Genomic DNA, 26370 nt, shown 5'->3' with positions numbered 1-26370 from the left:
CGGCCATGCCATCCTCCCTGTGGCTGCACACCGACCGTCTCTCGGTGGAGGTCCGGCCCGACAAGGGCGCCGACATCACCTCGATCACCGAACGCGCCACCGGCATCGACATCCTCTCCCGCACCCCCTGGGGACGCCGCGACCTCGCGGGCACACCCGTCACAGGCGACAGCCGGGCCGACTTGCTCGCCCGGTACGGCGGCGGCTGGCAGCAGCTCGTCCCCAACGCGGGCGACGAGCGCACTGTCAACGGCGTCCGCCGCGGCTTCCACGGCGAGGCGGCGATCGTGTCCTGGTCGGTGGTCGACGCCGACGACTCCCGGATTCAGCTGGCTACCGGGCTCATCACCGCCCCGCTCCGGCTCACCCGCACCCTGCACCTGGACGGCCCTACCCTGAACGTCCGCGACACCGTGCACAACACCGCCGAGGAACCCATCCCCGTCATGTGGGTCCAACACCCAGGATTCGGCGCCCCCTTCATCGATGAGCACTGCACCATCAGCACACCCGCCCGCACCGTGCTCACCGACGCCGAACAGCCGGACAACGCCATGCCGCCGGACACCCGGGCCGCCTTCCCGCTCGTCCCCACCGCCGACGGCGGCACCGTCGACCTCCGGCAGGTCCCCGGCCCCGGGAGCAGGCGGTCTGTCTTCGCCTGCCTCACGGACTTCGACGCCGGCTGGTACACCATCAACAGCCTCACCGCCGGCTTCGGCATCCGGCTCGCGTGGGACACCACCGTGCTCCCCCACGCCTGGCTGTGGCAGGAATGCCACGCGAGCAACGGCTTCCCCTGGTACCGCCGCGCCTACGTCGTCGCCATCGAACCGGCCAACGTCCTGCCCGGCGCCCCTTCCCCGGCCTGCTCCGCCCGTGGCCAGGCACCCCTCCTGCCGGCCGGCACCAGCTGGACCAGCGATATCGCCCTCAGCATCACCGACCTCCGCTGAAGCCGGCGGCCGCACGCACGCAGCCCGGGTCACCGCCACCGGAATCCACTCACCCGCCCTGCCCTGACCGCACAGCCTGATCGGCCTCCGCACCCACACCACGACAACCCCGACCAGGAAGCACCAGACCGTGACCACACCCCTGTCCCTTCCGGCGGAGCTCACCGCCAACCAAGTGATCGCCGTCGTCCGCGCACCCCACATCGCCGACGCGCCGGCCCTGTGCGCGGCCCTCGCCGAAGGCGGAATCCACAACGTCGAGTTCACCTTCACCACCCCCGACGTCACCCTGCACCTCGCCCAAGCAGCCGCCAATGGCGCCCACGTCGGCATCGGCACCGTCCTCACCCGCCGCCAAGCCGAACTCGCCATCGAAGCCGGCGCCCGCTTCCTCGTCACACCCGGCTGCCGCCCCGAAGTAGCGCAAGCCGCCGACGAGGCGGGACTGCCCGCCGTCCTCGGCGCCCTCACCCCCACCGAAGTAGCCCAAGCCATCGACCTCGGCGCAGCCGCCGTGAAGATCTTCCCCGCCAGCGGGTTCGGCTCCCGGTACCTCAAGGACCTCCACGGCCCCTACCCGGGCATCCCCCTCGTCGCCTCCGGTGGAGTCAACGCCGCCGAATACCTCGCCCACGGAGCCCTCGCCGTGTGTGCCGGAACCGAGGTCGTCCCCCCGAGAGCCGTCGCCGAAGGGAAGTGGGATGAGATCACTCAGCGCGCCGCAGCCTTCATGGACTCCCTCTCCCGGTAATCCGAACGCTCCGGGGGCGTTCGAGGGCGTGCAGCCACAGGCGCCTGCACGCCCTCTGTCCGGGCGATTACCGGCGCTGCGCTGGACAGCCTCAAGGCGTGCTCAATGCCTTGAGCATCGCCTGCGACACCCGCCCGGTCGCGCCCTCTCCGCCGAACAACGGGGCGGCCTCGCCAACCGATTTCCGCATCTCCCACCGCGACGTGCCAATGTCCGGTGCGTCTACCTCATGGAGACGATCATGTCGCAAGTCAATCGCCGTTCCTTCCTCACCTGGCCCGCGGTAGTGGGCGCGGCGGCCTTCAGTACCCCACTGTTCAAAGCGGGATTGGCCGCAGCCGCAGCCGGCCGACCGCCGAAACTGGACTCGTTGACCAGTGACTGGCTGCCAGCACGGGAAGTGAAACACTTCCCCGCGGTCAGCAACTTCTGGGGAGCCGTGGGGTCCTCCGGCAATGTGCTGGGAATCCGCAACTTCACCCTTCCGCCCTATGTGGACGGCGGCGGTGACTCCTGCGTGCTGAGCGTGGGCGGCGTGCCGGTCACCACCGGCGCGTATCGCTGGTCGGCCTACGAGATCGCACGCAGGGCGACCACCGCCTCGGGGGTGCTGATCCAGACCGCGACCCGGCTCGCATTCGAACGCAACGAGTTGCTGCTGCGCATCACCGTCTCCAACCCCACCGCGGCACCGATCGCGGTCTCGGTCAATGCCAATCCACGCATTGCCAAGGCGGCGCCTTCGGCCACGTGGGGGTGGGATGCCCCACGGCCTGGCGGCGGCCGCACCTTCACCGCGCACAAGGTCTCCGGATCGAGCCTGCTGATATCCGACAGCGCCTCTTCGGGGGTGACGGCGTTCGCGTTCGCCCCGGCACCCACGCTCACCACGGCATCGGCCGGCGGAAGCGCCCAGTGGTCGGTCGCCGCGGGGCAGTCAGCGACGATCGACATCGTCATGGAGGTGGGCGAGACCTCGACGGGAAAGCCGCTGGCGGACATCAACGACGGCAAGGGCGTTGTGGACGCTTGCAACGCCACGCTGGGCGCTTTCGGGGCAGTCTTCAACACCCCCCGCAAGAGCTGGGAAAAGCGCTGGCAAGACGCCTTCACACCCGGGAACGGCCACTACTCCGGATCCCTGCCCGTCCTGACCGACACCCGAGACACCGTCATCGCCCGCCTGTACTACATGAGCATCCTGTCAGTGCTGGCATGCGAGCGCACCAATCTCGGCCCCGAGTTCTCCACCGTTCTCGGCAGACCCACCGGACCCGGCACCTTCCAAGGGTGCGACCGCGTCTATGTGACGGGGGCGCCCGAGAATGCGATGACGGTCACCTACTTCTGGGACACCTCCTACTCCTCCATCGTCCAGACGCTGCTCGATCCGCGGACGGTGAAGACCGTAGCCACCTACTGGCTCACCAAAGACATCTATGCCGGATACGCCATCGACTGGGTGTCGGGCAAGACCGTCGGCCCGTGGTACAGCGCGAACGACCTCACCGTCTTCACGACGATCCTCAACTACGTGAACTACAGCGGCGACGTGTCCTTCCTCGACACCACGATCTCCAGCTCCGGCAAGACCGTCCTCGAACACCTCAAAGCCATCGCCACCAACTGGCAACGCCTCGTACCGCAGGGGCAGTCGCTGGCCGACTACGGCGAGAACCACAACCTCCTGGAAGTTCTGCCGAAGTACGTCCACCAGGTGGCGTCGTTCAACGCGGCCAATGTGTGGATGATGCAGAAGGCCGCCGGCCTGTTCGACCGTGCGGGTGACAAGGCAACCGCCAAGGACCTCGCCGACAGAGCCGAGGCCCTGCTGAGCGAGGTTCTCAAGCTGTACGACAAAGCCAACAAGGGCGTCTGGAACTGCAGGCACAATGACGGCACCACCGTTGCGGTACGGCATGTCCTCGACTTCGCCATTGCCGGCAACCTGCTCGCCCCGTCGCTGGCCCAAGAGCAGAAGACCGCCATGAAGCAGTTCGTCACCGACGAACTGCTGGCCGGGGACTGGATGCGCGCCTTGTCCCACGCCGACTCCATGGCGCCGGTCGCCCGTACCGACCACGGCACCAGCGGCGCCTATGACGCCTGGCCCTCACTCACTGCCCAGACCTTCGCCCGGTTCGGTGATTACCCGGCGTTCCTGTCGCTGCTCAGACGATTTGCGGGCGCGACCAGACAAGGCCCCTTCAGCCAGTCCCACGAGATAGTCCAATCCGCGGGGGTGTCGGTCACCGACCGGCCCGCGTTGAACACCGCCGGAGCCGTGACGGTCTCCGCATGGATCAGCCCCTTGAGCTGGCCGACGCGCGTGTGGCAGGGCAGCATCATCGCAAAGGACTCCTGGGGCAGCGGGGACGCCGGCTACGTGCTCCGCGGCGGCGCCGACGGCCAGATCTCCTTCGTCCTCGCCCTCGACGGACGCTTCACCGACGTGCAGACCACCACCACGGTCCCAACGTCAGGATGGCATCACGTCGCGGGTGTCTACGACGGCGAAGAGTTGCAGATTTTCATCGACGGTACTGTCCAGGCCACACGACCGGCCACTGGGAAGATCACCCCCTCCACCGGCACCCCGGTAATCGTGGGGAATAACCCCACCGACTCCGACCGCCGTTTCAGCGGCAGCATCGACGAGGCCCGCGTCTACTCGCGGGCGCTATCAGCCACCGAGATCACAGCCCAGTACGAAGCCACCACCCCCGCCACCGGCGCCACCGACAGTTCCCTGGTGCTCCGCCTGCCCTTCGACGAAGGCAAGGGCACAAGGACCACCGAGTCGATCACAGCCCAGGCCGTCACCATCGAAGGGGCAACGTGGAGCAGTAGTCGAACCGGATTCGGCACCGCACTGGCCCTCTCCGACGCAACGATCGAATACCACGCCGTCATCGCCCCAGCCAGCCAATTGCAGGTCTTCAACAACTGTGCCGGCGGCAACTTCGCAGACGTGATCATCAGCGACCTGTTCGGCTACAGCCCCGAAGGCGCCACCGCCAGGTTGCGGAGCGCAACGATGCCCCGAGGAATCACCGCGACACTCTCAGGCGTCGTCCTCCAGGGCAAGAGCCAGACGATCACCAGCGGCCCCAACGGCCTGTCGCTTGCCTGAGCCGTCAGCACCCCCCAACTCCCCCATGACACCGTCCCGTATCCGGGACGCGTTGGTTGAGTGGCTGCGTCTGCGGCGAGCTGATGGCGGGTGCGCCGGAGCGGAGCCACGTTCGGCCGGTTGGGGTGGCGGGACTCGGCATCACGGGTGGGCAGGCTGTCCGGGACAGTTCCGGACAGCGTGAAGTGCTTGCGGTGTTGGCGTGAAGCCGGGCAGCGTTCCTGTCACACGAGCGGCGAGAATGGACTTCTCGCTCGCGCCTCACATGACCGTTGATTGGGAGAACACCCATGCGCAAGCACCTGCGTATCGGTCTGCCGTGCCTGGCGGCGGCCGTGATGATGCTGGTTCCGAGCGGGCCGGGGGCGCTGGCCGCTCCGGTCGGGGGCGAGGATGTCACCGTTTACGTCGGCTCCGGCGGAACCTCGCTTGCCGGGCTTCCGGGGAAATCGCTTATGCGGATGGCGGGGAAGGCTGGCCTCACTGCTCAGAGCCCGGTCAGGTCCCTGCGTGACGCCCAGGCCGTGCTCGAGGCCAGGCACACGAAGAACGCGACGATCATGCTCCGCGGCGGCACCTACACTGATGCCGGGGTGGAGTGGGGGCCGGGCATCGCCAGTACGGTCACGGTCAAGGTCCAGCCGGGGACAGGCCCCGTCACGTTCGACGGGCGGGCGGCCAAGGCCGGGTACTGGACGAAGGTCGGCCCGAAGTCACCCAAACTGAACTTCCAGGGGCCATACACCGTGCAGCGCTACGGCGACGGCGGGATCAAGGCCACGGGGACCGAAAAGGACGGCCCAGTCAAGGGGCTCGTGGTCAACCGGATCACCTTCAAGCAAATGGGCAACGCCTGGGTCAAGGGCGGAAAGGGCTACGCAGGCGTGCATCTGAACTACGTCTCGAAAGCCAAGATCACCAACAACTCGTTCGTCAATCTCGAGAACAAGAATGTCCCGGGGAACACTCACGGTGTCTACCTCGCCTTCAACCAGACGCAGAAGACCCCCGGGAGCAACGGGAATCTGGTGAAGGGGAACACCTTCAAGGTCATCTCCGGCGACCCGGTCCGCGCCAGCGACGGCAGCAGCGGCAACAAGGTTCAAAACAACGTCTTTCAGAAGGGCCGCGACTACAAGGGGAAGAGCCGGGGGAACGGCAAGCACGGGATGTTCACCTACTGGGTCTTCCCGAGGGCCAACACATGCGGAAAGGGCGGCAACACGTTTTCGGGCAACACCTACACCGTGAACTACTACAACGAGAAGACGCCGACCGTCCGCTCAGGGTCCGACACCGGCCGCACCTGCAAGTCCGTCAAGGACACGGGCGGCAACACCTACAAGCGCTAGTACTCCAGCCGGACTTCTCCATTACTGCTGCTCAACGGCCTGGCGGTGGGGAGTGTAGTGGTCTGGTGACGGGTGCGGGACGGTCTTGGCGGACCGTCCCGCGAACGTGTGCCCGCGCCGCATGTAGTGACAGCGCCCCGAGCATCCCACAAGCCTGATCAATGATGTGCCCACGAGCGTGTGGGGCCAGGAACTCGAGAACCTCTTCCTGCGAGTTGGAGCCTGCTTCGCTCGGGTATGGAAGCCCGTCGCCGGATGCGGGACTACGTGGGCGGGCTGCTGGGCACGGTGGGCCGCAAGAACGGCTGGCAGCTCGCCGAGTATGTCGGCCATGGCACCCCGGACGGGCTGCAGCACCTGCTGTCCCACAGCCGCTGGGGCGCCGACTACCTCCGCGATGACCTCCAGACGTACGCCGCAGACCAACTCGGCACACAAGACGCTGTGCTGATCATCAATGACACCGGCTTCATCAAGAAGGGCACCCCTTCGGCCGACGTGCAGCGTCAGTAGGAACCCGTGGCTCCATGATCGCCGGCATGTCAGACGACCTTGAGCGCAAACAGTTGCCCGCGACTAGGACGAGTATCCCGAGAACCGGTCACACCACCCCTTTGACCTGCGACTTCAAGTTGGCGGAGGCTCACTCTCGGGACGATGTCGTGCATCGCGGTGACGATGCACGACATCGCCGGTGCGCCCCGGCTGCACTCAGCGCGGTGCACCGTGGCCCCGGCCGGGCTCGTGCGGATGCTGGCGGTGCGCGTGCTGCTCGTCCTGGTGGTGCGCATCAGGAGCATCCTGCGCGCTCGACGTACTACCGGCGGCGACCCGGTCCGCACGCCGGTTGGCGTCCTTGCGCAGCGCGGCGAGCCGCTGCCCGGCGCGGCCGACGTAGTCAAGCTGTTCGGCGGTCAGCCCCAGGCCCTCCAGGTCGGTGCGCAGGGCCGCGAGGTCGACCGCCGGACCGACCTTCGCCGCGGCCGGCTGTTCCTGGGCGAAGAGGAGCAACTGCTCGGGCGGCGGCTGGTGCGCGGCCGTGCCGTACAGGGGGCGGCCGGTGCGGCGCGCGGTGCGCAGCCGGGCGGTGAGGACGCGGGCGGCGATGACGGCGCGGTCGTGGCGCAGCGGCACGCGCGGGATATCCCATTCCCCCGGCTTCAGCGGCAGGACGGGTGCGGCCGGGTCGGGGGCCGGCTCCCGGTCCCGGCCGGACGCGGCGGCGGGTGTCCGGGAGGGCGGCGGGTGTCCAACAGGCGGTGTACGGAAGCGCGCGGCGACCACGCCGTGCGCGGGACGGGTGCGGTAGATGCCCTGAGCCCCGTACCGGATGACGGCAACGTCGTCCTCGATCCAGGCGAGCACCACGGCGATGGCCCGCTCGTGCGCAGCCTCGATCGCCTTCCGCGTCTCCTCACCCCCAAGCGCCCACAACAGTTGCAGGGTCACCTGCGGGCGGAAGACCAGATCGGCCCCGGTGACCTTCACCCGGCGCCCGAGCGCACCGGCCCGGCGGGCAGCCGCGGGCGTCTTCCCCGCCGCCAGCTGATCGGCCACGAGCCGGTCGGCGTCCGGGTGCCGGCCCTCCCCGAACAGGGAGCGCAGCTGCGCCTCGGTCACCTCCTGACCGAGCGCGAAGCCGAGGGCGGGCCGGCCGCGCCTCATCCAGCACCCAGCCGGAACCCCGGCGTCCTGCTGCGCCCTCTTCAGCGGCTTGCGGGCCGGACGGCGGCCGTCGCCGACAAGGACCTGGCGCATGTAGTAGCGGTACATCTGCCCGGCGGTGATCAGCGCGATATCCATCATGCAGGACACGCCACACGGCCCTGACCTGCAAGAAAAGGGCGATCAGCCGTACGTCCCGCCAGGCGGGAACAGCAGCCGAACCTTCTTCCCCGGTGCCCGCCAGGCGGGAAGCGGCCCCGGCCAGCCAGCGAGTGTCATCGCTCGGGCACCAACCCACCACCGAGCACCCACCACCCACCACCAAGGAGCGCCACCCCTCAGTGGCTCCACAATGGAACTCCAGGAGCAGCGTGCCCGGGAGCGTGCCCGGGAGCGGGCGCGGGCGGAGCAAGCGCGAAAGATCCAGCCCCAGCGGGCAGGGCAGCCCGCGATGCTGCACCGCGGCGGATGTGGCCTGTACAGCGCCCTGCTTGGGCTGGTGGACGGATAGGCCGTACGGACCCTCCGGCGCGCTTTTTTTGGGGGGGTGCCGTGCTCGCAGGATCGGTTCGGTGGAGTTCCCGATCAAGGTGGCGCTGGCCCAGGCGGTCCCGACCCTGCCCGACGGTCCTGGATGGTGGTTCGAGCCGAAATTTGACGGTTCTCCAGACGCTTCGAATGTGTCGCAGAAAGCCTGCGAAGCAGGTCGAGGCGTACGTCTACCTCGGCGACCGTTGTTCGAACGGTGGTCGTCGTCCGGCCCAGCCGCTTGGCCTGATAGGCGACTCCGTCACTTCGAGCCGTAGTACAGCCGGAGGAACTCCTCCATCGCCGCGTCGACGCCGGCGCGGTCACCGGTGGCGAGCAGGTCGAGCAGCAGACCGCGGACGGTGGCGAGTCCCAGCCTGGCGCGGTTCCGGGCCACGGCAGGGTTCGCACCTGCGGCGATCTCGGCGGCCATGAGCGGCTCCAGCCAGTCGTTCACGAGCCCTTCGAGGACCGGGGCGGCCTCGGGGCGGCCCCGCAGCGCGTGCACGCAGATTTCGAAGAAGAGCCGCTCCTGACCGGCCAGTCGAGGGTCCGTCAGCTGTTGCCAGAGGCGCCGCGCAGCATCGGCGGGCGAGAGACCGGGTTCCAGGCGGAGCCGGGACAGGAGATCACACTGGCGCTGCTCCGACGTCCGGACGATCTCGATGAGCAGCTGTTCCTTGGAGCCGAAATAGTGGATCAGCATGCGGTGACTGACGCCGATCGCGGCGCCCAGGCCGCGCAGGCTCAGGTCCGCGATGCCGTGTGCCGCGACGTAGTCGACGGCCGCGTTCACCAGTTGAGAGCGCCGGTCCCCGTCCGTGCCGGGCGCGGCCTCGCCCTCAGGATGCGAGCCGTCCGTATTCACCACGCCGCGAGTGTACCAATTGGTACATGCCCTATGTACCGTGTGGTACATGAAGTCTGTCACCGTGTCGATCGACGTACCGCAGACGCCCGAGCAGGTCTACGACTTCCTCGATGTCATGGCTCACCACGAGCAATTCACCAACCACTACCTGACCGACTGGCGCTACAGCGGCCCTGGCCGCGGCATCGGATCGTGCGCCACGGTCACAGCCGCGCTGGGCGGCACGAAGACCGACGTCACCATCGAGGTCGTCCAGGCCGACCCGCCGCGGCGCATTGTCGAACGGAACGTCAGCGCGGCCGGCCGACGCCTGGCCCACGGCACCTACACCATCGAACCGCTGCGGACCGGCGGGAGTCACGTGTCGTTCGCGTACGCCTGGGCGCGCGCCCCGCTCGCCGACCGCCTACTGGTACCCGTCGTCCGGGCCACGATGCGGCGCGCCAACCGCACCGTCATGCGACGCCTGGCCACCGAGTTGGCTCGCCACGTGTCCACTGCCGGATCCTGACGCCGGTACATGTCGGATCTTCTGCCCGACAGAGTACCCGAGGCCCACGGCGTTCCTGCCCGCACCCGGGCTCGGACTGCCCGAGCCGGCGCATCGTCCACAACCGGGTTCACATGCCTCGTTCTTGGCGCAGCAGGCCGCGTGACATACCGGCCTCCCCCACCCCCGGAGCGACACACCCACCGGCACGCCGGATGCGCCGAACAAGCGGGCAGAACGAACCCCGACGTAAGCTGCGCGCAGATGTCTCATGAGACATAGCTCAGTCTGGAGAACGACGGCCACCGGACCGTGCTGCGCCGTACCGAGGAGACCGTTGTCCTGTACGCCCGGTCCGGGAGGGTCGCCACACCGCACTGGATGGACCTGGCTCTGGTCGGCATGGCGCTGCGGCCGGGCACCACGCTGGACGGGGAGGCGGTGATCTGGCGGGACAGCCGGCTGAACTTCGGGGCGGCCCAGTCACGGGCAGCGTCGTCCGTGACCCGGGCTCGCGCACTGGCGTCCCGGCATCCGGGCTCCTATGCATGCTGGGATCTTGTACAACACCCCGATCCGGCGATCGGCGACACCCGCCCACTCCCCTACACCGAGCGTCGCGCCCTCCTCCTGGAGGTGCTCGCCAATGCCGGTCCGCCGATCCAGCCCGTGCCGGCGACCGACGACCGGGAGGTGGCAGAGGTGGCACAGGACTGGTACGAGGCGCTCCAGGCGCGGGGTAACCCTTGAACGGGTTGAGTAGCGGGTCTTGTCTCTTACGACCTTGGGTGAAATTGGGGTCGGGGCGTGTTGGCCTGGTGGTCCGGCTGGTGGGTGATCAGCAGACGGTGTTGCAAGCGAGGACGAGTTCGGTGTTCGTCCGGCGGCGGGTCGGGCGTCGTGCGGAGCGGTCGGAGACCAGCGAGGCGATCGCGAGGTGGGTCTCGGCGTAGGTCTCGGCGCAGGTCTCGCCTCGGCCGGTGTACCGCTGGAGGGGCCGCCACTGCTTGTACTCGGCGTTGGTGTGCTCCACTCAGATCCGCGCCGAGGACTGGCGGCGGCGCATCTCGCGCCAGGCCCGCTTGTCCCCGTCGCAGGCGTCCTCGGCCGGCTTCTTCGGAGGGGCGCTGACCTGGCCGGGGAACTCCTTGGCCAGGCCCTGGTATCCCGAGTCGACCTCGGCCTTCACCCCCGGGTGCCGGCGGAGCTGGTCCGCGATGCCCTCGGTGCGCAGGGCGGTCTGGTCGTGCATCCGGCCCGGGCGGACGATACCGGAGAACAGCGTGCGGCCCCTGCTGGTCGCTGAAGGTGGTGGTCTTGATCGTGTTCCTTACCTTCTTCTTGGGTTCGTCCCGGTCCTTCGTAAGATCGGGAAGCCCAGGAGCTTCGGGTGTGGCTCATGGTGTTCCTGCCCTCGATGACTGAAGCAGATTGGCCACCCGGAGCCCCGCGACGACTCGACTGCTAACGACCTCGGGGAAAATTGAGGTCGGGACGTGTTGGCCTGAAGGTTCGGCTGGTGTGTGATCAGCAGGTGCTGTTGCGGACGAGGACGAGTTCGGTGCTTGCCCGGCGTTGGGTGGGGCGCCGTGCGGCCCGGTCGGAGACGAGGCCGGCGATCGCCAGATGCGTCTCGGCGTAGGTGTCACGGCGTCCGGTAAAGCGTCGCAAGGGTGTCCACTGCCGCAGTTCGGCGTTGGTGTGCTCGACACAGATCCGGGCCGAGGACTGGCGCCGCCGCGCTTCGTTCCAGGCCCGTTTGTCACCGTCGCTCGCCTCGCCCTTCGGCTTCTTCGGCGGGGCGGTGACCTGGTCGGGGAACTCCTTGGCCAGCCCGGCATACCCGGCGTCGACCTGAGACTTCACCGATGGGTGGAGCCGGAGCTGTTCGGCGATGCCCTCGGTGCGTACGGCAGTCTGGTCGTGCATCCGGCCGGGCCGCACGATCCCAGACAGCAGCATTCGGCCCTGCCCGTCGCTGAACGTGGTGGTCTTGATCGTGTTCTGCCGACGTTTGCCCGAGATGAAGGCCCGGCGCCCGGGACGGCCTGCCTGTGGGCGTCTGACCTGGGTCTCGGCGCCGTCGAGTCGAGGCTCGACCCCTTCGGCCTCAGCGTAAGCGAAGAGGTCCTCCAGTGTCCGCAGACGCACTCCGGGCCGGTTGGGCACCGCGAAACCACGGGCCGCAAGTAACGAGCGGACCTGCCGGATCGCCGTCGAAACGGTCGAGCGGTCGACGTCGTACAGCTCGGCGAGAACCTCGTGCGGCAGCTGATGGCGCAGGTGCACCAGGGTGAGAAGCAGCCGGTCGCAGAAGACCAGCTTCGGCTTGCGCCCGGCGCCGGGCGCCCTACGGCGTTCACCGCCCCTGGCTTCGCGAAGCGCAGACTGTCGCGCTGCCTCCCACGGGGCGGCGAGTTCAGCGAACAACTCGCCGAAGTGTGCGCGGGAAACACCGGACAGGGCAGGATGGGAGCAGGCCGTGCGGGCCCAGGTCAGCTTCACAACCAGCCCAACCCGCACGGCCCTTCTCATGTCACGGCCGAATCAGCCGGACCGTCGATGCGAGCGGCAGAGCCACCTCACATGGGTTCAACCAGAGCCGCCCGCCACTCCGGGCGCGGATCAGCCCCAACACTTGTCCAGTACTCCCGGCCGCGCACGATCTGTCCCTGCTCGACGGTCCAGAATGAGGCTGCGCGGAACACGCCGAACTCGTCATGCGGCACCTCGACCTCGGAGACCACCTCGTTGCCGTCAGCCACAATCCGCAGCACCCGAATCGACCAACCTCCCGGGTATTCGCTGTTCACCGCGACGAAGTTCTTGTTGCCAACGATGCGCTCCGCGCTGATCGGCCACTCCACCACGACGTCCTCTGCGACCAAACCGGCGACAGCTGACCAATCGCGCGCCTGGATCCGATCCCACAATGCCTCAACCACTTCCGAAGACTCCATGGGAGGCACCCTTGCACGAGCCACTGACACCCGACCTTGGGGGTCCAGGAGCAACCGGGCACGTCCCCCGAGCAGCAGCCCCTCCCCGCCGCTAATAAATCCCAAGGTCGTAATTGGGATGAGCGAAGTGGATCGCTGTGTAAGGACACGTCAGCGAGGTCGTCTGCTGGGACAGGAACATGATCCCGGCTTCCACCACAGCGTGCTGGCCGACTTCCGCGAGCGCCTCACCCGGGATGACCGCGCCGACCGCCTCCTCGATCTGGCGCTCGCGCGCCTGAAGGAGGCCGGACTCCTACGCGATCGCACCACACAGCGCACCGATTCCACCCATGTCCTTGCCGCGGTGCGGGACCTGACCCGGCTGGAGCTGGTCACCGAGTCGGTCCGTGCCGTGCTGGAGGAAGTGGCCCGCACGGCCGGGCATCTGCTGGTCGGCTTGGTCGACGAGGAGTGGGGGCGCCGCTACGGCCGTCCAGTCCGTCTGGGCAAGAACCCCACCCGGCCCAAGACCCGGATTCTCGCCGCCGGCAACGACGCATGCCGACTGCTGGAGCACCTTCACCGGCCCGAATCGGGCCACCGTCCCGGCCCGCAGGCCGAGGCCCTGCGGCAGATCGTCGTGCAGAACTACTGCCGCGACGCGGCAGGCCGCCTACGCTGGCGCACCGCGGATGCCAGCGGGCTGCCGCCCTCCTCCTCGGCGATCTTCTCTCCCTACGACACCACGGCACGCTATGTCCGCCATGGGCACATCATCAGCTGGAAGGGGTTTGCCGCGCATGTCACCGAGACGTGTGCCTCCGACAGCGCCAACGTGATCACGGACGTGGCCACCACCTCGGCCGCCACCAACGACGGCCAGGCCCTGCCCGGCATCCACACCCGCCTGGCTCGTCGCGGGCTGCTGCCCGCCGAGCACCTGGTCGACGGCGGCTACACCTCCCTGGTCCACCTGGAACGAGCCGCCCGCGAACACCAGATCACCGTCACCGGGCCACTGCCGGGCAACCCCACCCGCCAGCACCGCAAGAACGAAGGCTTCGACCGGGACGACTTCCACATCGACTTCGACCGCCGACAGGTCACCTGCCCCCGAGGCCAGGCCAGCAAGGGCTGGCACAGCCCCTACCCGACCTCCTCGCCCACCGCGGCACCCCTGATCGTGGCGCGGTTCGCCAAGAACCAGTGCCAGCCGTGTCCGGACCGTCCCCGGTGCACCAGTTCCCGCGAGAGCGCCCGGAACGTGGGCTTTCCCCCACGAGAGCTCCGCGACCTTCAAGTCCGCGTCCGCACAGAGCAGCAGACGTCCGACTGGAAAGCCCGCTACGCGGCCCGCTCAGGAAACGCGCCTTATCCGGGCAGCAACGTGGGCTTCCTCGAGCAGCTGCTCACCGCGGGCATCGACGTTGTCCTGGTCGGCTTCGAGAAGCGCCACACCTACATCCAGGCCAACGCCGGGGTGGTGATCAGCGCCATCAACAAGGTCATCCAAGAGAGACAGGGCTCTGCGCCGCTGATCGTCGGCGGGGTCAGCATGGGCGGCATCGTCACCCGCTACGCCCTCGCCGAGATGGAGAACCAGCACCAGGACCACCAGACCGAGACCTACCTCTCCTGGGACTCCCCGCACAACGGCGCCTGGATCCCGCTGGTCCTCCAGCAGATGGCCTACTTCTTCGAGTCGCTGCCGGCCGCGCCCGGCAAGGTCAAGGAGGCCGAGCTGATCAGGAGCCCCGCCGCGCAGCAGCTGCTGTACGCGTGGGTCCCGGACGCGAAGTACGCGGGTCCCGTCGCAACCTCCAGCGACCTGCGAAAGCAGCTCCTGGACGAGCTGGAAGAGTACGGCCAGTTCCCGCGACGGCCGCGCAAGCTGGGCGTGGCCAGCGGCACCGGCACCGGCACCGGCACCGGCACCGGCACCGGCCGCGACCTGCCGGCCGGCACGGAGGTGTTCAAGCGGCAGGTGCCGCTGGTCGTCTACGCCCAGGCGAACTTCCAGCCCGACGGCGGAACGCGCAAGCCGATCGGTGAGATGCGGGCCGCCGGCCAGGTCCGACGGGGCTTCACCTCGTACGTTCCCGGCCTTGACGGCACGCCCGGTGGCACCCTCGGCTCCTTCGGCAAGATCGCCGCGGCACTCGGGGCTGACATCCCGGAGAAGTACAAGTTCAGCTGCTTCGTCCCCTCCGTGAGTGCGGTCGCGCTGGACTACGACCCGGCCAAGTGGGACGTCGACCCGTACGAGAAGGTCGAGGCAGCCGACGAGAAGAGCGCGCTCGACGAGTTCAAGTGCGACAGCGAGAACACCGAGCACAGCCAGGTAATCAAGCCACTGGTCGACTGGATCGTGGAGCGAATCGTCCACTGATACCAACGACTTGGACAGTGCGGGACTACGGCGGGCTACCAGCCCGGGGTGGCCGCACTGCGGGCATTCCGGACGGCGGACCGAAGCGCAGGGCTGCGTCGTTCTCGCGGCTGGGTGTCCGGTGGAAGACCACGACAAGTCGGGGCTGGGACGTGGCCAAGCACGGTGTTCGACGATCGCTCCATCCATGCCACGGAGACTCATCGGCACCGACTTGACCACGTCCCAACCCCTCAGCAGCTCGCGCTAGGCACGACTTCTTCGACCACTTCCAGCCTCCGGCTCCCGACGAGGACGCGGTCATCTACACCGGCGACCCGGACACCGTGCTCCCCGTCGACATCCCCCATGCAGACGCCGCACAGCTCCGCCGCACGGACACCGGACAGATAGTTCGTCATCACGTAGTCGCGGCAGGCGACCAGGTACTTCCGCGCCCAGGGCAGGTCCTCGCGCCAGCGGCCGAAGAACGCCTTCATCGCCGCCTGCGACGGCGGGATCCGCAGCCCGAAGTCACCACGATGCCGTGGCCGGTTGAATGGGTCGATCGGCGACTCCGCCGCGGCACCGAACCGGCCCAGGATCTCGCCCGCGTTCCGCTGCTCCAGGAACGCGAAGTACCCGTCGCTCTTGCCGATCTTGTACCGCATCGTCGACTGAGCCCGCTTCCCCGGCCCGGCGAAGTACCGATCGACCTCACGGGACGAGAGCTGCCACGGCACCGTGCCGTAGAACTCGCAGACCTCGATCACCGGCTTGATCAGACCGTCCAGCGTCTCCTGCGCCAGCCCGGCCGCGTCCCTGGCCCACTGATACTCCGACAGTGTGTCCAGGAAGGAGCTCTCCTCGTCGAACGCCGAGATCCGCGCCTGCCGGCGCCGTTGGAGCGTTACGACATCCGCGAGCGCTGCGACCAGCAGGCCCGTAGCGTCGACGGGCGTCTCGATCAGGACGTCAGGGTGACCCGCCGACCGGTGCCGCCTGTCTCGACGCATTCCTGATACGGATTCAGCGGACCCGGCTGTTCCCGACAGCTCCAGACGGATCCTGCGGCGTGGACGGTCGTGGCCCCCTCGCCGCCGCTGTTCCAGCTCCGCGTGTAGGCACTCGCGACCTGGAGTGCTGTGGCGCAGTCCCTGGCGTGGGCCGTCCCCACTGTGAGCCCCGATCTGCCATCGGTGCCGCAGATGATGCCGGCTGCCTCGTCGGCCACGCCGAGGCCCGCGAGCAGCTCGCGGGCCTTCGCGGCGTCAGGCGGCTCCGGGAGGTCGCGGGCGGCTGGGGCCCGGCCGACTGGGCTGTGGGAGGTGGCGGCCGTGGCGGGAGCGGCGGTGACCGCGAGACCGGCAACCACCGCGGCGGCCGCGAAGAAGGTGATGGTACGGCGCAGATGACGAATCATGCCCCTCATGCTCGGGCGCGCGAGCGCTGGAGAATCGTTCCTGCACTGATGGCGTCACCCGGGCGGGTGGGAAGTCGTACCGGGGGACCCGGCGGCGGGACGTCAGCCGGGCCGGGCTCCGTCGCAGCACACGATCTCCGGCCGGTACACGCATTGGCACCGCTCGGAAGGCCGACGATTCCGAGTGAGGACAGCCGAAGCGTCAATCGGGGATCGGGTCAGACCCTCGAGCGGTGCCGCCTCATCCTCACAGTCGGGGATCTTGATGGTCTCGGTCAGCCTCCGAGGGTTCGCCAGGACTTCGAGCGGGGGATCCCGTGCTGGTCCAGAAAGGTCTGGAGGGCGGTCGGCGGCCTCGGCTAAGGGGTTTGCTCGGTGACTGACCGGCCGCTGAGTCGCTCGATGTTCACGGCGATGGCTGTGAGTACGCGTTGCAGGTGGGCAACGACCCCGGCCTGGCAGCAGCCCTGTCCGACGCGCCGAACGGGACGAAGATCGGCCGAATGCCCGGGGCCATGGCCAGGTCGAGATGGGGCCGGCGCCTGCTGGCCGGGTGGGTGCACACCCGGGACGCCGCGCACATGCTGGCCTGGGCGCTGAACGGGACCACTCCGCCGGCCCTCGCCGGACCGTTACCCGGGCCCCGTCGCGGGCCGGTCGCCCCTTCCCCGCAACTGGCTACGGGTGACCGGGCAGTGTTCTTCAACCGGCTGCGCGCCACCACCGAGCACGCCGCCCGGCAGGGCGAGGGCGGCGTGCTGCTGCACCGCCAGGCGCTGTACCTCGTCTCCTACCACCGCAGCCCGGACGCGGCCGCGTGGACCGCGCACACCCTCCACGGGCGGCGCGATGTCCTCGCCCGCCGGAGCTGGTCGCCGCAGTGGGCCGCCGCCCGCTCCACCGCGACCGCTCTGTCCCGGCTCGGTGACCCGCAGCCGCTGCTGGACTTCATCGACCGTGCCCTGGCCGACGACGACACCGCCGAGGCGGCAAACCTGAACTACTGGGCGCTGTGGCTGGGCGCGCTGCCCGTCCCGCAGAGCGACGACACGTTCATGCGCGACCGGGGCCTGTCCGGCTGGGACGCGCTGACCCTGCTGCGCGGCCTCGCCGTCGGCCTGGGCGAGGCGCCCGGCTTCGTCGACCTGTACACGCACTCCCTGCACGCGCTCCTTGCCGTGGCGCCGTGGCTGCCGCAGGCGGCCGGCCCTCTCGCCTCCCCGCTGCGCGAGCGCACGGCCTCCGGTCGTCGCCCGGGACAAGCTCAAATGCCTGGTCCAGGCGGTGGAGTACCGGGAAACAGGGCTACAGCCTCACCCAGAACTGGATCGACACCAGCCTCGCGTCACTCAAGACGCCGTCGGCGAAGGCCCTCGCCGAGGCCGCGCTGTCCATGCCGTCGTTGGAGTGGCAGCAGAACTACCTCCGACAGCCAGGCCCGCGGCCGACCGGTTCAGCCCGCCCAGGGCTGCCGGGGAAGGTTCGGCGGCGGCCAGGCTGCATCCCAGCCCCAGGCCGCCCACCGGTCGGCGTCCGCGAACGGCCCGGCCCGCTCCTCAAGCATGGCGAGGACCTGGGCGCGGGCGAGCTCCACCGCCTGGTGCTCGGAGTCGGTGACGATGCCCAGGCGCCGGACATGGGCGTACTCGTCTTCGTCCTTCCACGTCCATGTGCTCAGGTCGGGGTCAATGACGAGGTCGACGGTCAGGTCGAAGGTGTCGAACCCGTCATCGGTGCGGGTCATTGGGTGCTCGAAGTTGACATACCAGTTCCGCAACCCGTCGCCGGTGAAGAAGGCGTTGATGCTGAACCACGCCGCGGGCGGCTTCCACAGGAGTAGCTCGGTCTCTTGCCACCGGCCGGGCGTCAGCTCCCACTCCCCCGTCGCCATCGCGTCGAACGCCTCGGTGCGCACCGAGCGGTCGGCGCGGGCCTTGGCGTGCAGCGACGGCCACAGCGCTTCAGCCCCGGGCGTACAGGCGGTCACCAGCGCCGTGCCGGTGTCCTCGAGGACGCGCAGCGCCTGCTCGCTCCACACCCGGCCGCGGTACATGTCCTGCCGCACCACCGTCTCGCCGACGTCGAACACCCTCATCTGGTCACCTCGGTTCCTCACCCCGGCATGCTGCACCGGGCAAGCCTGTCCCGCAGGGCCCGGGTGGCCGTGCGCGAGCCGGAACGGGGCAAGCCCCTCTCGCGGAGAGTTTGCGCCACACGCAGGCTCAGCGGCCCGCCGGCTCCGGGTAACGCTCGCGACGGCGGTGCGGGTCGTCGATGCCGATCTCGTACCAGGGCTCGCCGCGCTGGAGCCGGTGCAGGGTGTTCACCCAGACTGCGACGGTGATGCCCTGTACATCGGCGGCGAGCGCCTGGCGGCGGTTGTCGAGCAGGTGTTCCGCCTTGCCCGCCAGGACAACGTGCAGCCGTGGGACGGTCGCGGACCGGGTGTAGCGGTGGCGCTGCCAGAACGGGTACGTGCTGCCGTTGGTGCCGCGGGCACCTTCCCAGACGCGGTGCCCGGCGTAGCGCTCGTAGTCCCAGATCTCTTTGGCGAGGCGGGCCTGAGTCATGGTGCCGTTGTCGATCTCGAAGAGGCGGACCTCGCTGGTCTTGGTCGGCAGGGCGAGGGACAGCGTCGGTGTTGAACCTCAAGCCGGTCTCCTTGGTGGCGTGGTTGACCTCCACCTGCCAGTCGGTCAGATGGCGTCGGCCGCCGTAGGCGAGGATCGCGTCCGTCACCGCGACGCCGTGCGGACCGAACCCGGCCCTCACCGCTTTCGCTCCGGTGCCGGCCTTCGGGCGGGGCGGCAGCTCGTTGCCTTCGGCCAGAGCCTTCTGCCCCGCCGGGGTCAGGTTCCAGATCGGGTACTTGCCATCTTTGCCGTTCGTCTCCGCCAGCCCCAGCTCCGCCGGGCGGCTCCGCGTCATCGGGTGGACGGCTCCGGTTGCGTCCTGGCCGTGTGCGTCGCAGGCTGCCGCTATGGACCGCCCCCCGGGAGCCAGCGCGCTGCCCGTCCTGGTGACCGGCGCCGCGGGCAGTGTCGGCGCCGTCGGACGTTCCGTCGTCGAGGGCCTTCGGCGACGTGGCCTGCCCGTCCGGGCCGCGGTACGTCGCGAGGACGATCGCGCACGGGCACTGCGGGCGACCGGCGCCGAGGTCGTGGTCGCAGACCTGACGCGTGCGGGCGAGGTCGCCGGCGCCCTGGACGGTTGCGGGCGGATGTACTTCGGCATGGGCGTGTCGGCGCAGTACCTGGAGGCGGCCCTGACGGCAGCGGTCGTCGCGCGCGCGTACGGGCGCCTGGAGGTGTTCGTGAACATGTCGCAGCTGACCGTCGCCGAGATGGATCTCAGCCGCACCTCCGAGTCGGTCCAGCAGCGGCAGCAGTGGCTGGTCGAGCAGGTCCTCGACTGGTCGGGCCTGCCCGTTGTCCAGATCAGGCCCACCGTGTTCCTGGAGAACCCGCTCTTCCGCGTCGGCTTCTCCTCGATCGCGAGGACGGGCACCATCAGGCTGCCCTTCGGCGAGGCGAAGACCTCCCCGGTGGCGGCCGGCGACGTCGCTGCGGTCGTGGAGGAGGTCCTGGCCGACCCGGCTCCGCATACCGGGCGGATCTACGAGCTGACCGGCCCCCGTTCGGAGGGCATCACCGCCATGGCGGCGCAGGTCTCCGCAGTCCTGGGCCGGCCCGTCGGCTACCGAGACGTCCCCCTGCAGGAGTGGATCGACCACGATCTCAGGCCGCTAGGGCTGCCGGACCACGTCTTCCAGCACATCTCCACCATGGCCCGCCTCCATGCTGAGAACCGGTACGACCGCAAGGCGGACGGTGTGGAGCGGGTCACCGGGCGGCCCCCTTCGGAAGTGGCCGACTTCGTCCGGACGCACGCCGACCTGTTCACCGGCCCATGAGCGGCGAACTCCTCGACCTGGCCGTCGCCACGGCCGGCGGCCGAGAACGGTGGAGCGCTCTTAGCGGAAAGCACCTGCTGCAGGAACCCCGGCTCACGCCCCGGCCAAGCCCCCCACACACACCAGCGCGCAGGAGCAGAATCATGAACCGTCGTGTCGTCTACACCCGTGGCGGGTTGCCCGCCGACGTCCTGACCGTCATCGAGGAGCCCGAGCCGGCGCCCGAGCGCGGCCAGGTCCTCATCCGCACCACGGCCTTCACGGTGCACCCCGGTGATCTCCAGGCCATCGAGGCCCACCCAGGGACGGCTGCACAGCCGGTTCCGGCCGGGATGGAAGCCACCGGCGTGGTGGAGGCGATCGGCCCGGAAACGCGCGTGGCGCCGGGTGTCGAGGTCGGCGGCCGCGTAACGGTCTTCCCCCACCCGGGCGCGTGGTCCCAGTGGATCGTGGCGGACACCGAGGTGGTCGTCGCCGTACCGGACGAGCTGTCGGACGAGGTCGCCGCGCAGATGCTGGCGAATCCGCTCACCACGGTGATGCTCCGCCGTGAGGCGCAGGAGCACCTGGCCTTCGGTTACGAAGGTTTTCTGGTGCAGACCGCCGCGGGCTCGTCGGTCGGGCGGCTGGTGACGGGCGTGTCGCAGTTCCACAACCTCGCGCTCGTCAACGTCGTCCGCAGCGAGCGCGGTGCCGCCGAGCTGCGCAAGCGGTTCCCGGACGTGCCGGTCGTATCGACAGAGCATCCGGGTTGGGCCGACGAGGTCCGCAAGGCAGCCGCCGGCCGTCCGGTAAGTGTGGCCTTCGACCCGATCGGCGGGAAGCTGGCGGAGAGCCTTCTGGACCTGTTGACGCCGGGCGGGAAGCTGGTCAGTTACGGGCTGATCGCCGAGGAGCCGATCTCGCTGCATGCGTCGACGCTGCTGAGCAAGTCGCTGACGCTGCGGGGCAAGAACATCGGCCAGTGGCTGTCCGAGGCCTCCGCCGAGAGGCGGGCATCCGACGTCGCCACTGCGAAGCAGATCGCGCTGGGGCTCAAGGACCAGTTCGACGTGGCCGCTACGTACGGCCTGGGCGAGCTGGCCAACGCCGTTGAGCACGCGGTACGGCCCGGCAAGGTCGGCCTCGTCCTCGTCCGCCCCTGGTAGCCGCCGCTACCTCCTTGAGGCGGCGGCGTCGAGCTGCTGCGGGGTGCGCCTGCGGCAGCTGACCGCGTCCGTCGGCCCCCGTCAGCTGTCCTCTTCTTCCTCCGCCTCGGCGGCACGCAGGTCGCGCAAGGCCGCAGGGTGCCGCCTGCCGGGGTGGAGGGACGAAAAGCTTTAGAAGTCATCTCATTTCGCGAGTCTGCGGTAGCAGATGAGGGTGCAGGCGATGCTGGTGAACGCCAGGAAGTGCTCGGCCTTGCGTTCGTAGCGGCGGTGGAGTCGGCGGCAGCCGGCAAGCCAGGCCATGGTGCGCTCGATGGTCCACCGGTGCCGTCCGAGCCGCTGGGAAGTCTCGATGCCCTTACGGGCGATCCGGTGCCGGATTCCGCGTCGCGAGAGCCATTGCCGAAGGTGGCGGTAGTCGTAGCCCTTGTCGGCGTGGAGCTTGCCGGGTCGGCGCCGGCGAGGGCCTCGGCGGGAGCGGATCGGAGGTATGCCCTTCACAAGTGGGATCAGGGCCTGGCTGTCGTGGACGTTGGCGCCGGAGATTGCGACAGACAGGGGCAGACCAGTCCGCTCGGTGATCAGATGGATCTTCGACCCGTACTTGCCCCGGTCGACAGGATTCGGACCCGTCAGGTCCCCCTTTTCAGAGCCCGCCTGTTCACCGAGTCGATCGCGCACCTCGACCAGTCCAGCTCACCGCGGGAGCCGAGTTCGTCGAGGATCAGACGATGCAGCTTCGCCCACACCCTGGCCTTCGGCCACTCAGTGAACCGGCGGTGCGCCGTAGCCCCGGACGGCCCGAACGACGCGGCGCGCAGCTGCTGCCACGTGCACCCAGAGGTTGCCACGAACACGATCGCCGCCAGCACCTCACGGTCGCCATGCCGACGCCGACCGCCACCCTGAGGCCGCGAGGGTGCCTCCGGCACCACACGCTGGAACAACTCCCACAACTTATCCGGCACCAGCCGCTGAACAATCCCCACACCGGCGGGCTACCGACCCCAAGGAGGAGGCCCGCAGTCAGTGACCTCTACGGCGCTGCGCGTCGAACCGACGCAGCACCCGCACCAGACGCCACACTCCGGCCGCCGCTCCGAGCAGCGCACCCCCCACCAGCGCGCCCTTCCCCGCTGGACCAGAGACGCCAAAAGCTAGTGCGAGAGCCAGAGCGACGGCAAAGACCGCTGCAGCCAGCACGACGGCAGTCACCAGAGCAAAAACGATCTCCACCGTCATTGCGTCTTTTTCCCACCGCGACTCACGCCCCATATCCATGCTGCAAGTCTCACATCACCGTCAAGCCATTGCGCCTGGACCGAACAGCACCTGGCTCTCACTCGTCGAGGCGCACTAACCAATTGAGATGACTTCTTAGCGGCCCAGGCAACTGAGGTTACGTGGCGCACCGGGGACAGGCGGGCAACGTCCTCGTCCAGGACGTCGTGCGCAGGTCCATATCAGGGTCTCCGGCCCGGTGTACACCGTCGGTCAAGGCGATCGGCAGGACGGAAGGCCGACCAGTACCGACAACGCGCTTACCGCGGGTGACATCGTCGACGATCGCTTTGTCGGAGGGCGCGCCCAGAGGCCATCGCCGCTGCTGCTGCCGGAACCCTGGCAGTCGCAACACGACGGCTGTAGCCCTGACATGCAGTTTTCCTCAGCGCGCCAGCCTGGCCGACTCACCTCAATCGCCGCCGCCGCAGAAGTTGAGCCAGAACCGTAACTGATTCTCCATGAGAGGTCTTGCCAGCTCCCGCCAGCAGGAAGCGCGCGTCAGGTGAGTTGCGTGGACCACGCGTCACCGGCCTTCGGCGAAGCCGGACTCCAGATTGCTCACGGAATGTGTGCCAGAACCCGTTTGGTTCTGGCTCACTTTCCGTGGAGGGCTGACTGACCGCAATGTCAGATGCGTACTACGCTGACCCTTACGATCAGCAGGGAGAGGCTGACGTGAGCCAGTACTACGACATCGGCGACCAAACCCTGTGGAACCCGTCCAACGGAGCCTCCCGACTGTTCATGAGCCAGGTCACCGTCTATCAAGCCGAAGTGGGTCTGCCATCCGGCATCGGGCCCATGGAGGCCGACGAGTGTCAGATCGACCCCATCGCATTTACAGCGTTCGTCGACGCCCTGCTCGCCTGGCACAGCAAAATGAGGCACGCCGTCATGGCCACCCTGTCCGAAGGGTTCGTTGCCACGGTGCTGGCCTTGGCGAAGAGAGGGAACATCGAGGTGAACTGGCAGTCGGCCGAGTGCGCCGAGAGCGGCCATCTCAAGGAGATTCAGTTCCCGACGGCTTCGGATCCCCATGGGCCCCGGGGATGTTCCCCGGGCCCGTGGTGTGTCCGGACTCAGGTCAGGTCAGGTCGGTGGCCCACTCGCGGGCTTCGGTGTCGGTGGGGTGCAGCGCCTGCGCCTCCTGGGCGATGCCGCCCCGGACGACGTGGACGCGGCCGGAGTGCTGGGGGGCCTGGGGAGGGCAATGCAGTTGCTTTACGCCGTGCGGATCAATGGAACCGTGGTTGGCGCTGAGATTGAACACGGCCGGGCAGCGGTTGGGGCGGCAGTGTGGGTGTCGATCATGGTCTGGATGGCATCGCCCCAAGCCGACAGTCGGCGAATGCCTGCATGCTGCGGGCGGCGCGGCTTACGCTCAGCCCTCGCGCCAGGCGCTCCCGACCGGGCTCCACACGCTCCCCCGCGCGCCGTAGTGCGCTCTGCCCTGACAGCCGGTACAGAGATACATTCACGCTCAACCGATCCAGCGGGCGGGCTGCCCCGCCCCGTTCGAAAGGCTCTCAGATTGCGTCAGCGCATGAGACTTTCCCTGCTCGCGTCCGCCGTGCTGGCCGCGGCCCTGCTCCCGGTCGGCTCCGCCAGTGCGGCTCTGGCCACACCCGCCACTGCTCAAGCACCGACTGCGGCGGCGGTGAACTGCCGGGGAAGCGTCGACACGGGGACCTACTGCGGCTACGACCTCAGCAACGCCTACACGGACCGCGGCGACTCCGGTGCGAAGGTGAAGGAGCTCCAGGCGCTGCTGATCTACCACGGCTACTCGGTGGGCTCCACCGGCGTGGACGGCTACTTCGGAGCTGCCACGGAGTCCGCCGTGAAGCGCTTCCAGACTGCGGAAAAGATTCGCGCCGACGGCATCGTCGGCGCGACTACCTGGGGGCACCTTCGGGCCTAGCGCCGTACCAAGCAACGTTCGCTCTGTTGTGACGCGCCGTCCGGAATCGATCCGGGCGGCGCGTCGTGCGACATGCTGTGCGAGCGGCTGAGCGTGTGCAGCCCGCACTCCCATGATCAATCTCAGCGCCAACCACGGTTCCATTGGTCCCGAGGCCGACCAAGGTCCGGTACTCGTGGCGGCACACCATGAGTACCGGACCGCGGCGGCTAGTGCCGGATCAGGCAACGTTTGCCCTGTCGACGACGGCTTGTAGGTGCTGGTCGTTGGCATGGCGGTTTCGCCAGATGATGTAGCGGCGGATCATGCTGCCCTGTTCTTTGTGGTCGGCGTGGTCCGTGCCGTCCAGGGTGAAGTAACGCAGGGCCGTGAACTGGGCCTCGATGCGGTTGAGCCAGGAGCTGTTGGTCGGTGTGTAGGCGATCTCGACGTTGTTCGCGGCAGCCCAGATACCGACCCGTTGACACCTTTTCGTGGTCAGGTGTGGGGAGAAGTTGTCGGCCACGATCGAAATCCTGACGTCGGCCGGGTAGAGGCTGCGCAGGCAGCGGCAGAACTCCAGGAACTGGGTGCGCCGCTTGACCGGTTTGATGTGGCCGTAGAGCTTGTCCTTGGAAAGATCCAGAGCGGCGAACAGGTGCCGCACCCCGCCGTAACGGTTGTAGGTCGCTCGCCGCCGTCGGCGCGGTTCGCGATCTGGGTCCTTGTGCCTGCCGCCGCGCTCGGCCCACTGCCGGCCCGGGTAGGGCATCAGGTTGAGCGGCCCGAACTCGTCCATGCAGAAGATGACTTCGGGTTCGCCGTCCTCGGGTATGACCTCGCCGTCGGCGATGGCGTACAGGTGCTCGACGCACGCTTTCTTGGCCGCGTAGTCCGGATCGCGGGAGGTCTTCCAGGTCTTCAGGCGTTGAAAGGAGACTCCCTCCTCGCGGAGCAGGATGCGCAGGCCCTCGTGGCTGATGTCGTCGACCACCCCCTCGGCGACCAGGAAGTCCGCCAGCTTGGACAGGCTCCAGGTCGAGAACGGCAGGTCGTGCTCGGTGGGCTTGGACTTCGCAATCTTCTTGATCTCACGGCGCTCCGGCAGCGTGAACGTCTTCGGCCGACCACCGGAGTACTTCGGATAGAGAGAGTCGAAGCCGTCGGCATTGAAGTTGTGGATCACGTCCCGGACCCGGTCGTCGCTGGTGAACGACACCTCAGCGATCTTCGCCACCGCCATGCCCTGCGCGGACAGCAGCACCATCTGGGCCCGCCGCCAGGTCACCACCGACCCGGTGCCTCTGCGGATAATCCGCAGCAGCCGCCGCCCCTCATCGTCATCGATCTCTCGGACACGCACTCGTTCTGCCACCCGGACAGAATGACGCCCACGCTCCACCACAACACCCGGACGGCGCGTCACATCACAACAGGGCAAACGTTGCCTGATCCGGCACTAGTTAGATCCAGCGCCGCTTCTTCTCCTTGGGCGGGCTGTCGAAGAGGCCGATGTACCCATCGCCCCCACAGGAACTGCACACGCCGCCTCCATCGCAGACGTCGCACCGGGTGTTGATGAAGCCATCAACTCGCCCTGTCCCCTTACAGTTGCGGCACTTTCCCTTGTCTCGTTCGCACGAGGA

25 protein-coding genes and 4 pseudogenes are annotated in these 26370 nt (G+C 68.5%); 13 read left to right on the top strand and 16 right to left on the bottom strand.

What is annotated here, in order from left to right; translation table 11 throughout:
* Window positions 1-5: 5 nt before the first annotated feature.
* The 5 genes from NRF20_RS44200 to NRF20_RS44180 all read left to right on the top strand — a co-directional run bounded on the left by NRF20_RS44200 (window position 6) and on the right by NRF20_RS44180 (window position 6705).
* Window positions 6-956, top strand: a complete 951-nt coding sequence (locus NRF20_RS44200) for a DUF4432 family protein (RefSeq protein WP_413754375.1) — start codon at window positions 6-8, stop codon at window positions 954-956.
* A gap of 130 nt (window positions 957-1086) precedes the next feature.
* On the top strand, window positions 1087-1707 hold the full coding sequence (locus tag NRF20_RS44195) for a bifunctional 4-hydroxy-2-oxoglutarate aldolase/2-dehydro-3-deoxy-phosphogluconate aldolase (protein WP_413754374.1): 621 nt from the start codon (window positions 1087-1089) through the stop codon (window positions 1705-1707).
* A 241-nt stretch (window positions 1708-1948) separates the two neighbouring features.
* Window positions 1949-4840, top strand: coding sequence for a LamG domain-containing protein (locus NRF20_RS44190; protein ID WP_413754373.1), 2892 nt, complete (start codon window positions 1949-1951; stop codon window positions 4838-4840).
* Window positions 4841-5130: 290 nt separating this feature from the next.
* Complete coding sequence (locus NRF20_RS44185) at window positions 5131-6192, top strand: hypothetical protein (protein WP_398634441.1); 1062 nt, start codon at window positions 5131-5133, stop codon at window positions 6190-6192.
* A gap of 237 nt (window positions 6193-6429) precedes the next feature.
* Window positions 6430-6705 carry a transposase gene (locus NRF20_RS44180; RefSeq protein ID WP_413754372.1) on the top strand — a complete coding sequence of 92 codons (276 nt, stop codon included), beginning with the start codon at window positions 6430-6432 and terminating at the stop codon, window positions 6703-6705.
* A gap of 198 nt (window positions 6706-6903) precedes the next feature.
* Here the strand turns inward: NRF20_RS44180 and NRF20_RS44175 are convergent, their stop codons facing one another.
* On the bottom strand, window positions 6904-7998 hold the full coding sequence (locus NRF20_RS44175) for a relaxase domain-containing protein (protein ID WP_413754371.1): 1095 nt from the start codon (window positions 7996-7998) through the stop codon (window positions 6904-6906).
* 649 nt (window positions 7999-8647) lie between these two features.
* On the bottom strand, window positions 8648-9256 hold the full coding sequence (locus NRF20_RS44170) for a TetR/AcrR family transcriptional regulator (RefSeq protein WP_413754370.1): 609 nt from the start codon (window positions 9254-9256) through the stop codon (window positions 8648-8650).
* Between the two features lie 46 nt (window positions 9257-9302).
* Between NRF20_RS44170 and NRF20_RS44165 the strand changes: the two genes are divergently transcribed.
* Entirely contained in the window at window positions 9303-9767 is a 465-nt protein-coding gene (locus NRF20_RS44165; protein WP_413754369.1) for an SRPBCC family protein, read from the top strand.
* Between the two features lie 267 nt (window positions 9768-10034).
* Entirely contained in the window at window positions 10035-10496 is a 462-nt protein-coding gene (locus tag NRF20_RS44160) for a hypothetical protein (protein ID WP_413754690.1), read from the top strand.
* Between the two features lie 88 nt (window positions 10497-10584).
* Here the strand turns inward: NRF20_RS44160 and NRF20_RS44155 are convergent, their stop codons facing one another.
* From NRF20_RS44155 to NRF20_RS44140, 4 genes are all read right to left on the bottom strand, one after another.
* The gene (locus NRF20_RS44155) at window positions 10585-10779 is read right to left on the bottom strand and encodes a hypothetical protein (protein ID WP_398634435.1); all 195 of its coding nucleotides are present in this window, start codon (window positions 10777-10779) and stop codon (window positions 10585-10587) included.
* On the bottom strand, window positions 10780-10998 hold the full coding sequence (locus tag NRF20_RS44150; RefSeq protein ID WP_398634434.1) for a hypothetical protein: 219 nt from the start codon (window positions 10996-10998) through the stop codon (window positions 10780-10782).
* A 275-nt stretch (window positions 10999-11273) separates the two neighbouring features.
* Entirely contained in the window at window positions 11274-12269 is a 996-nt protein-coding gene (locus tag NRF20_RS44145) for a transposase family protein (RefSeq protein ID WP_413751950.1), read from the bottom strand.
* A gap of 59 nt (window positions 12270-12328) precedes the next feature.
* Window positions 12329-12706 (bottom strand): nuclear transport factor 2 family protein, encoded by a 378-nt coding sequence (locus tag NRF20_RS44140; RefSeq protein ID WP_413754368.1) that lies wholly within the window; start codon window positions 12704-12706, stop codon window positions 12329-12331.
* A 118-nt stretch (window positions 12707-12824) separates the two neighbouring features.
* On the opposite strand from NRF20_RS44140, the gene NRF20_RS44135 reads away from it, so the two are divergent.
* Complete coding sequence (locus NRF20_RS44135) at window positions 12825-15077, top strand: transposase (protein ID WP_413754367.1); 2253 nt, start codon at window positions 12825-12827, stop codon at window positions 15075-15077.
* A gap of 323 nt (window positions 15078-15400) precedes the next feature.
* On the opposite strand, the pseudogene NRF20_RS44130 reads toward NRF20_RS44135, so the two are convergent.
* From NRF20_RS44130 to NRF20_RS44120, 3 genes and pseudogenes are all read right to left on the bottom strand, one after another.
* Window positions 15401-16027: pseudogene (locus tag NRF20_RS44130) on the bottom strand (site-specific integrase); the annotation flags it as partial.
* Window positions 16024-16479, bottom strand: coding sequence for a hypothetical protein (locus NRF20_RS44125; protein WP_398634432.1), 456 nt, complete (start codon window positions 16477-16479; stop codon window positions 16024-16026). The gene NRF20_RS44125 and the pseudogene NRF20_RS44130, both read right to left, overlap by 4 nt.
* A gap of 632 nt (window positions 16480-17111) precedes the next feature.
* Entirely contained in the window at window positions 17112-17645 is a 534-nt protein-coding gene (locus tag NRF20_RS44120; protein WP_398634431.1) for a hypothetical protein, read from the bottom strand.
* Between the two features lie 79 nt (window positions 17646-17724).
* Here NRF20_RS44120 and NRF20_RS44115 point away from each other — a divergent pair.
* Window positions 17725-17905: pseudogene (locus NRF20_RS44115) on the top strand (HAD family hydrolase); the annotation flags it as partial.
* Between the two features lie 27 nt (window positions 17906-17932).
* On the opposite strand, the gene NRF20_RS44110 reads toward NRF20_RS44115, so the two are convergent.
* From NRF20_RS44110 to NRF20_RS44100, 3 genes and pseudogenes are all read right to left on the bottom strand, one after another.
* Window positions 17933-18574 carry a DUF402 domain-containing protein gene (locus NRF20_RS44110; protein WP_398634430.1) on the bottom strand — a complete coding sequence of 214 codons (642 nt, stop codon included), beginning with the start codon at window positions 18572-18574 and terminating at the stop codon, window positions 17933-17935.
* Window positions 18575-18701: 127 nt separating this feature from the next.
* A complete protein-coding gene (locus NRF20_RS44105) occupies window positions 18702-19049 on the bottom strand; it encodes a hypothetical protein (protein WP_398634429.1) in 348 nt (115 codons plus the stop codon).
* 118 nt (window positions 19050-19167) lie between these two features.
* A pseudogene (locus NRF20_RS44100) lies at window positions 19168-19407 on the bottom strand (replication-relaxation family protein); the annotation flags it as partial.
* A gap of 52 nt (window positions 19408-19459) precedes the next feature.
* Between NRF20_RS44100 and NRF20_RS44095 the strand changes: the two are divergent.
* Together NRF20_RS44095 and NRF20_RS44090 are read left to right on the top strand one after the other, a co-directional pair.
* A complete protein-coding gene (locus tag NRF20_RS44095; protein WP_398634428.1) occupies window positions 19460-20392 on the top strand; it encodes an NAD(P)H-binding protein in 933 nt (310 codons plus the stop codon).
* Window positions 20393-20535: 143 nt separating this feature from the next.
* On the top strand, window positions 20536-21540 hold the full coding sequence (locus tag NRF20_RS44090; protein WP_413754366.1) for a zinc-binding dehydrogenase: 1005 nt from the start codon (window positions 20536-20538) through the stop codon (window positions 21538-21540).
* 183 nt (window positions 21541-21723) lie between these two features.
* On the opposite strand, the gene NRF20_RS44085 is transcribed toward NRF20_RS44090, so the two are convergent.
* Together NRF20_RS44085 and NRF20_RS44080 are read right to left on the bottom strand one after the other, a co-directional pair.
* Window positions 21724-22523, bottom strand: a protein-coding gene (locus NRF20_RS44085) for an IS5 family transposase (protein WP_398634449.1) whose coding sequence is annotated in 2 segments (ribosomal slippage) — window positions 21724-22184 and window positions 22184-22523 — 801 coding nt in all. Because the reading frame shifts where the segments join, the coding sequence is not laid out codon by codon here.
* Window positions 22524-22566: 43 nt separating this feature from the next.
* Entirely contained in the window at window positions 22567-22821 is a 255-nt protein-coding gene (locus NRF20_RS44080) for a DUF6332 family protein (protein ID WP_356482143.1), read from the bottom strand.
* A 627-nt stretch (window positions 22822-23448) separates the two neighbouring features.
* Between NRF20_RS44080 and NRF20_RS44075 the strand changes: the two are divergent.
* A pseudogene (locus NRF20_RS44075) lies at window positions 23449-23802 on the top strand (DUF6086 family protein); the annotation flags it as partial.
* 106 nt (window positions 23803-23908) lie between these two features.
* Here NRF20_RS44075 and NRF20_RS44070 read toward each other — a convergent pair.
* Window positions 23909-24094 carry a hypothetical protein gene (locus tag NRF20_RS44070; protein ID WP_398634452.1) on the bottom strand — a complete coding sequence of 62 codons (186 nt, stop codon included), beginning with the start codon at window positions 24092-24094 and terminating at the stop codon, window positions 23909-23911.
* A gap of 273 nt (window positions 24095-24367) precedes the next feature.
* Between NRF20_RS44070 and NRF20_RS44065 the strand changes: the two genes are divergently transcribed.
* A complete protein-coding gene (locus NRF20_RS44065; protein WP_398634426.1) occupies window positions 24368-24745 on the top strand; it encodes a peptidoglycan-binding protein in 378 nt (125 codons plus the stop codon).
* Window positions 24746-24965: 220 nt separating this feature from the next.
* On the opposite strand, the gene NRF20_RS44060 is transcribed toward NRF20_RS44065, so the two are convergent.
* A complete protein-coding gene (locus tag NRF20_RS44060; RefSeq protein ID WP_413754365.1) occupies window positions 24966-26099 on the bottom strand; it encodes an IS630 family transposase in 1134 nt (377 codons plus the stop codon).
* Window positions 26100-26370 lie beyond the last annotated feature (271 nt).

The organism is Streptomyces sp. R-74717 (assembly GCF_047305335.1).
GTDB lineage: Bacteria > Actinomycetota > Actinomycetes > Streptomycetales > Streptomycetaceae > Streptomyces > Streptomyces atratus.
Note: the sequence above shows the minus strand (reverse complement) of the source record. Positions and strands in the feature narration are given on the sequence as shown.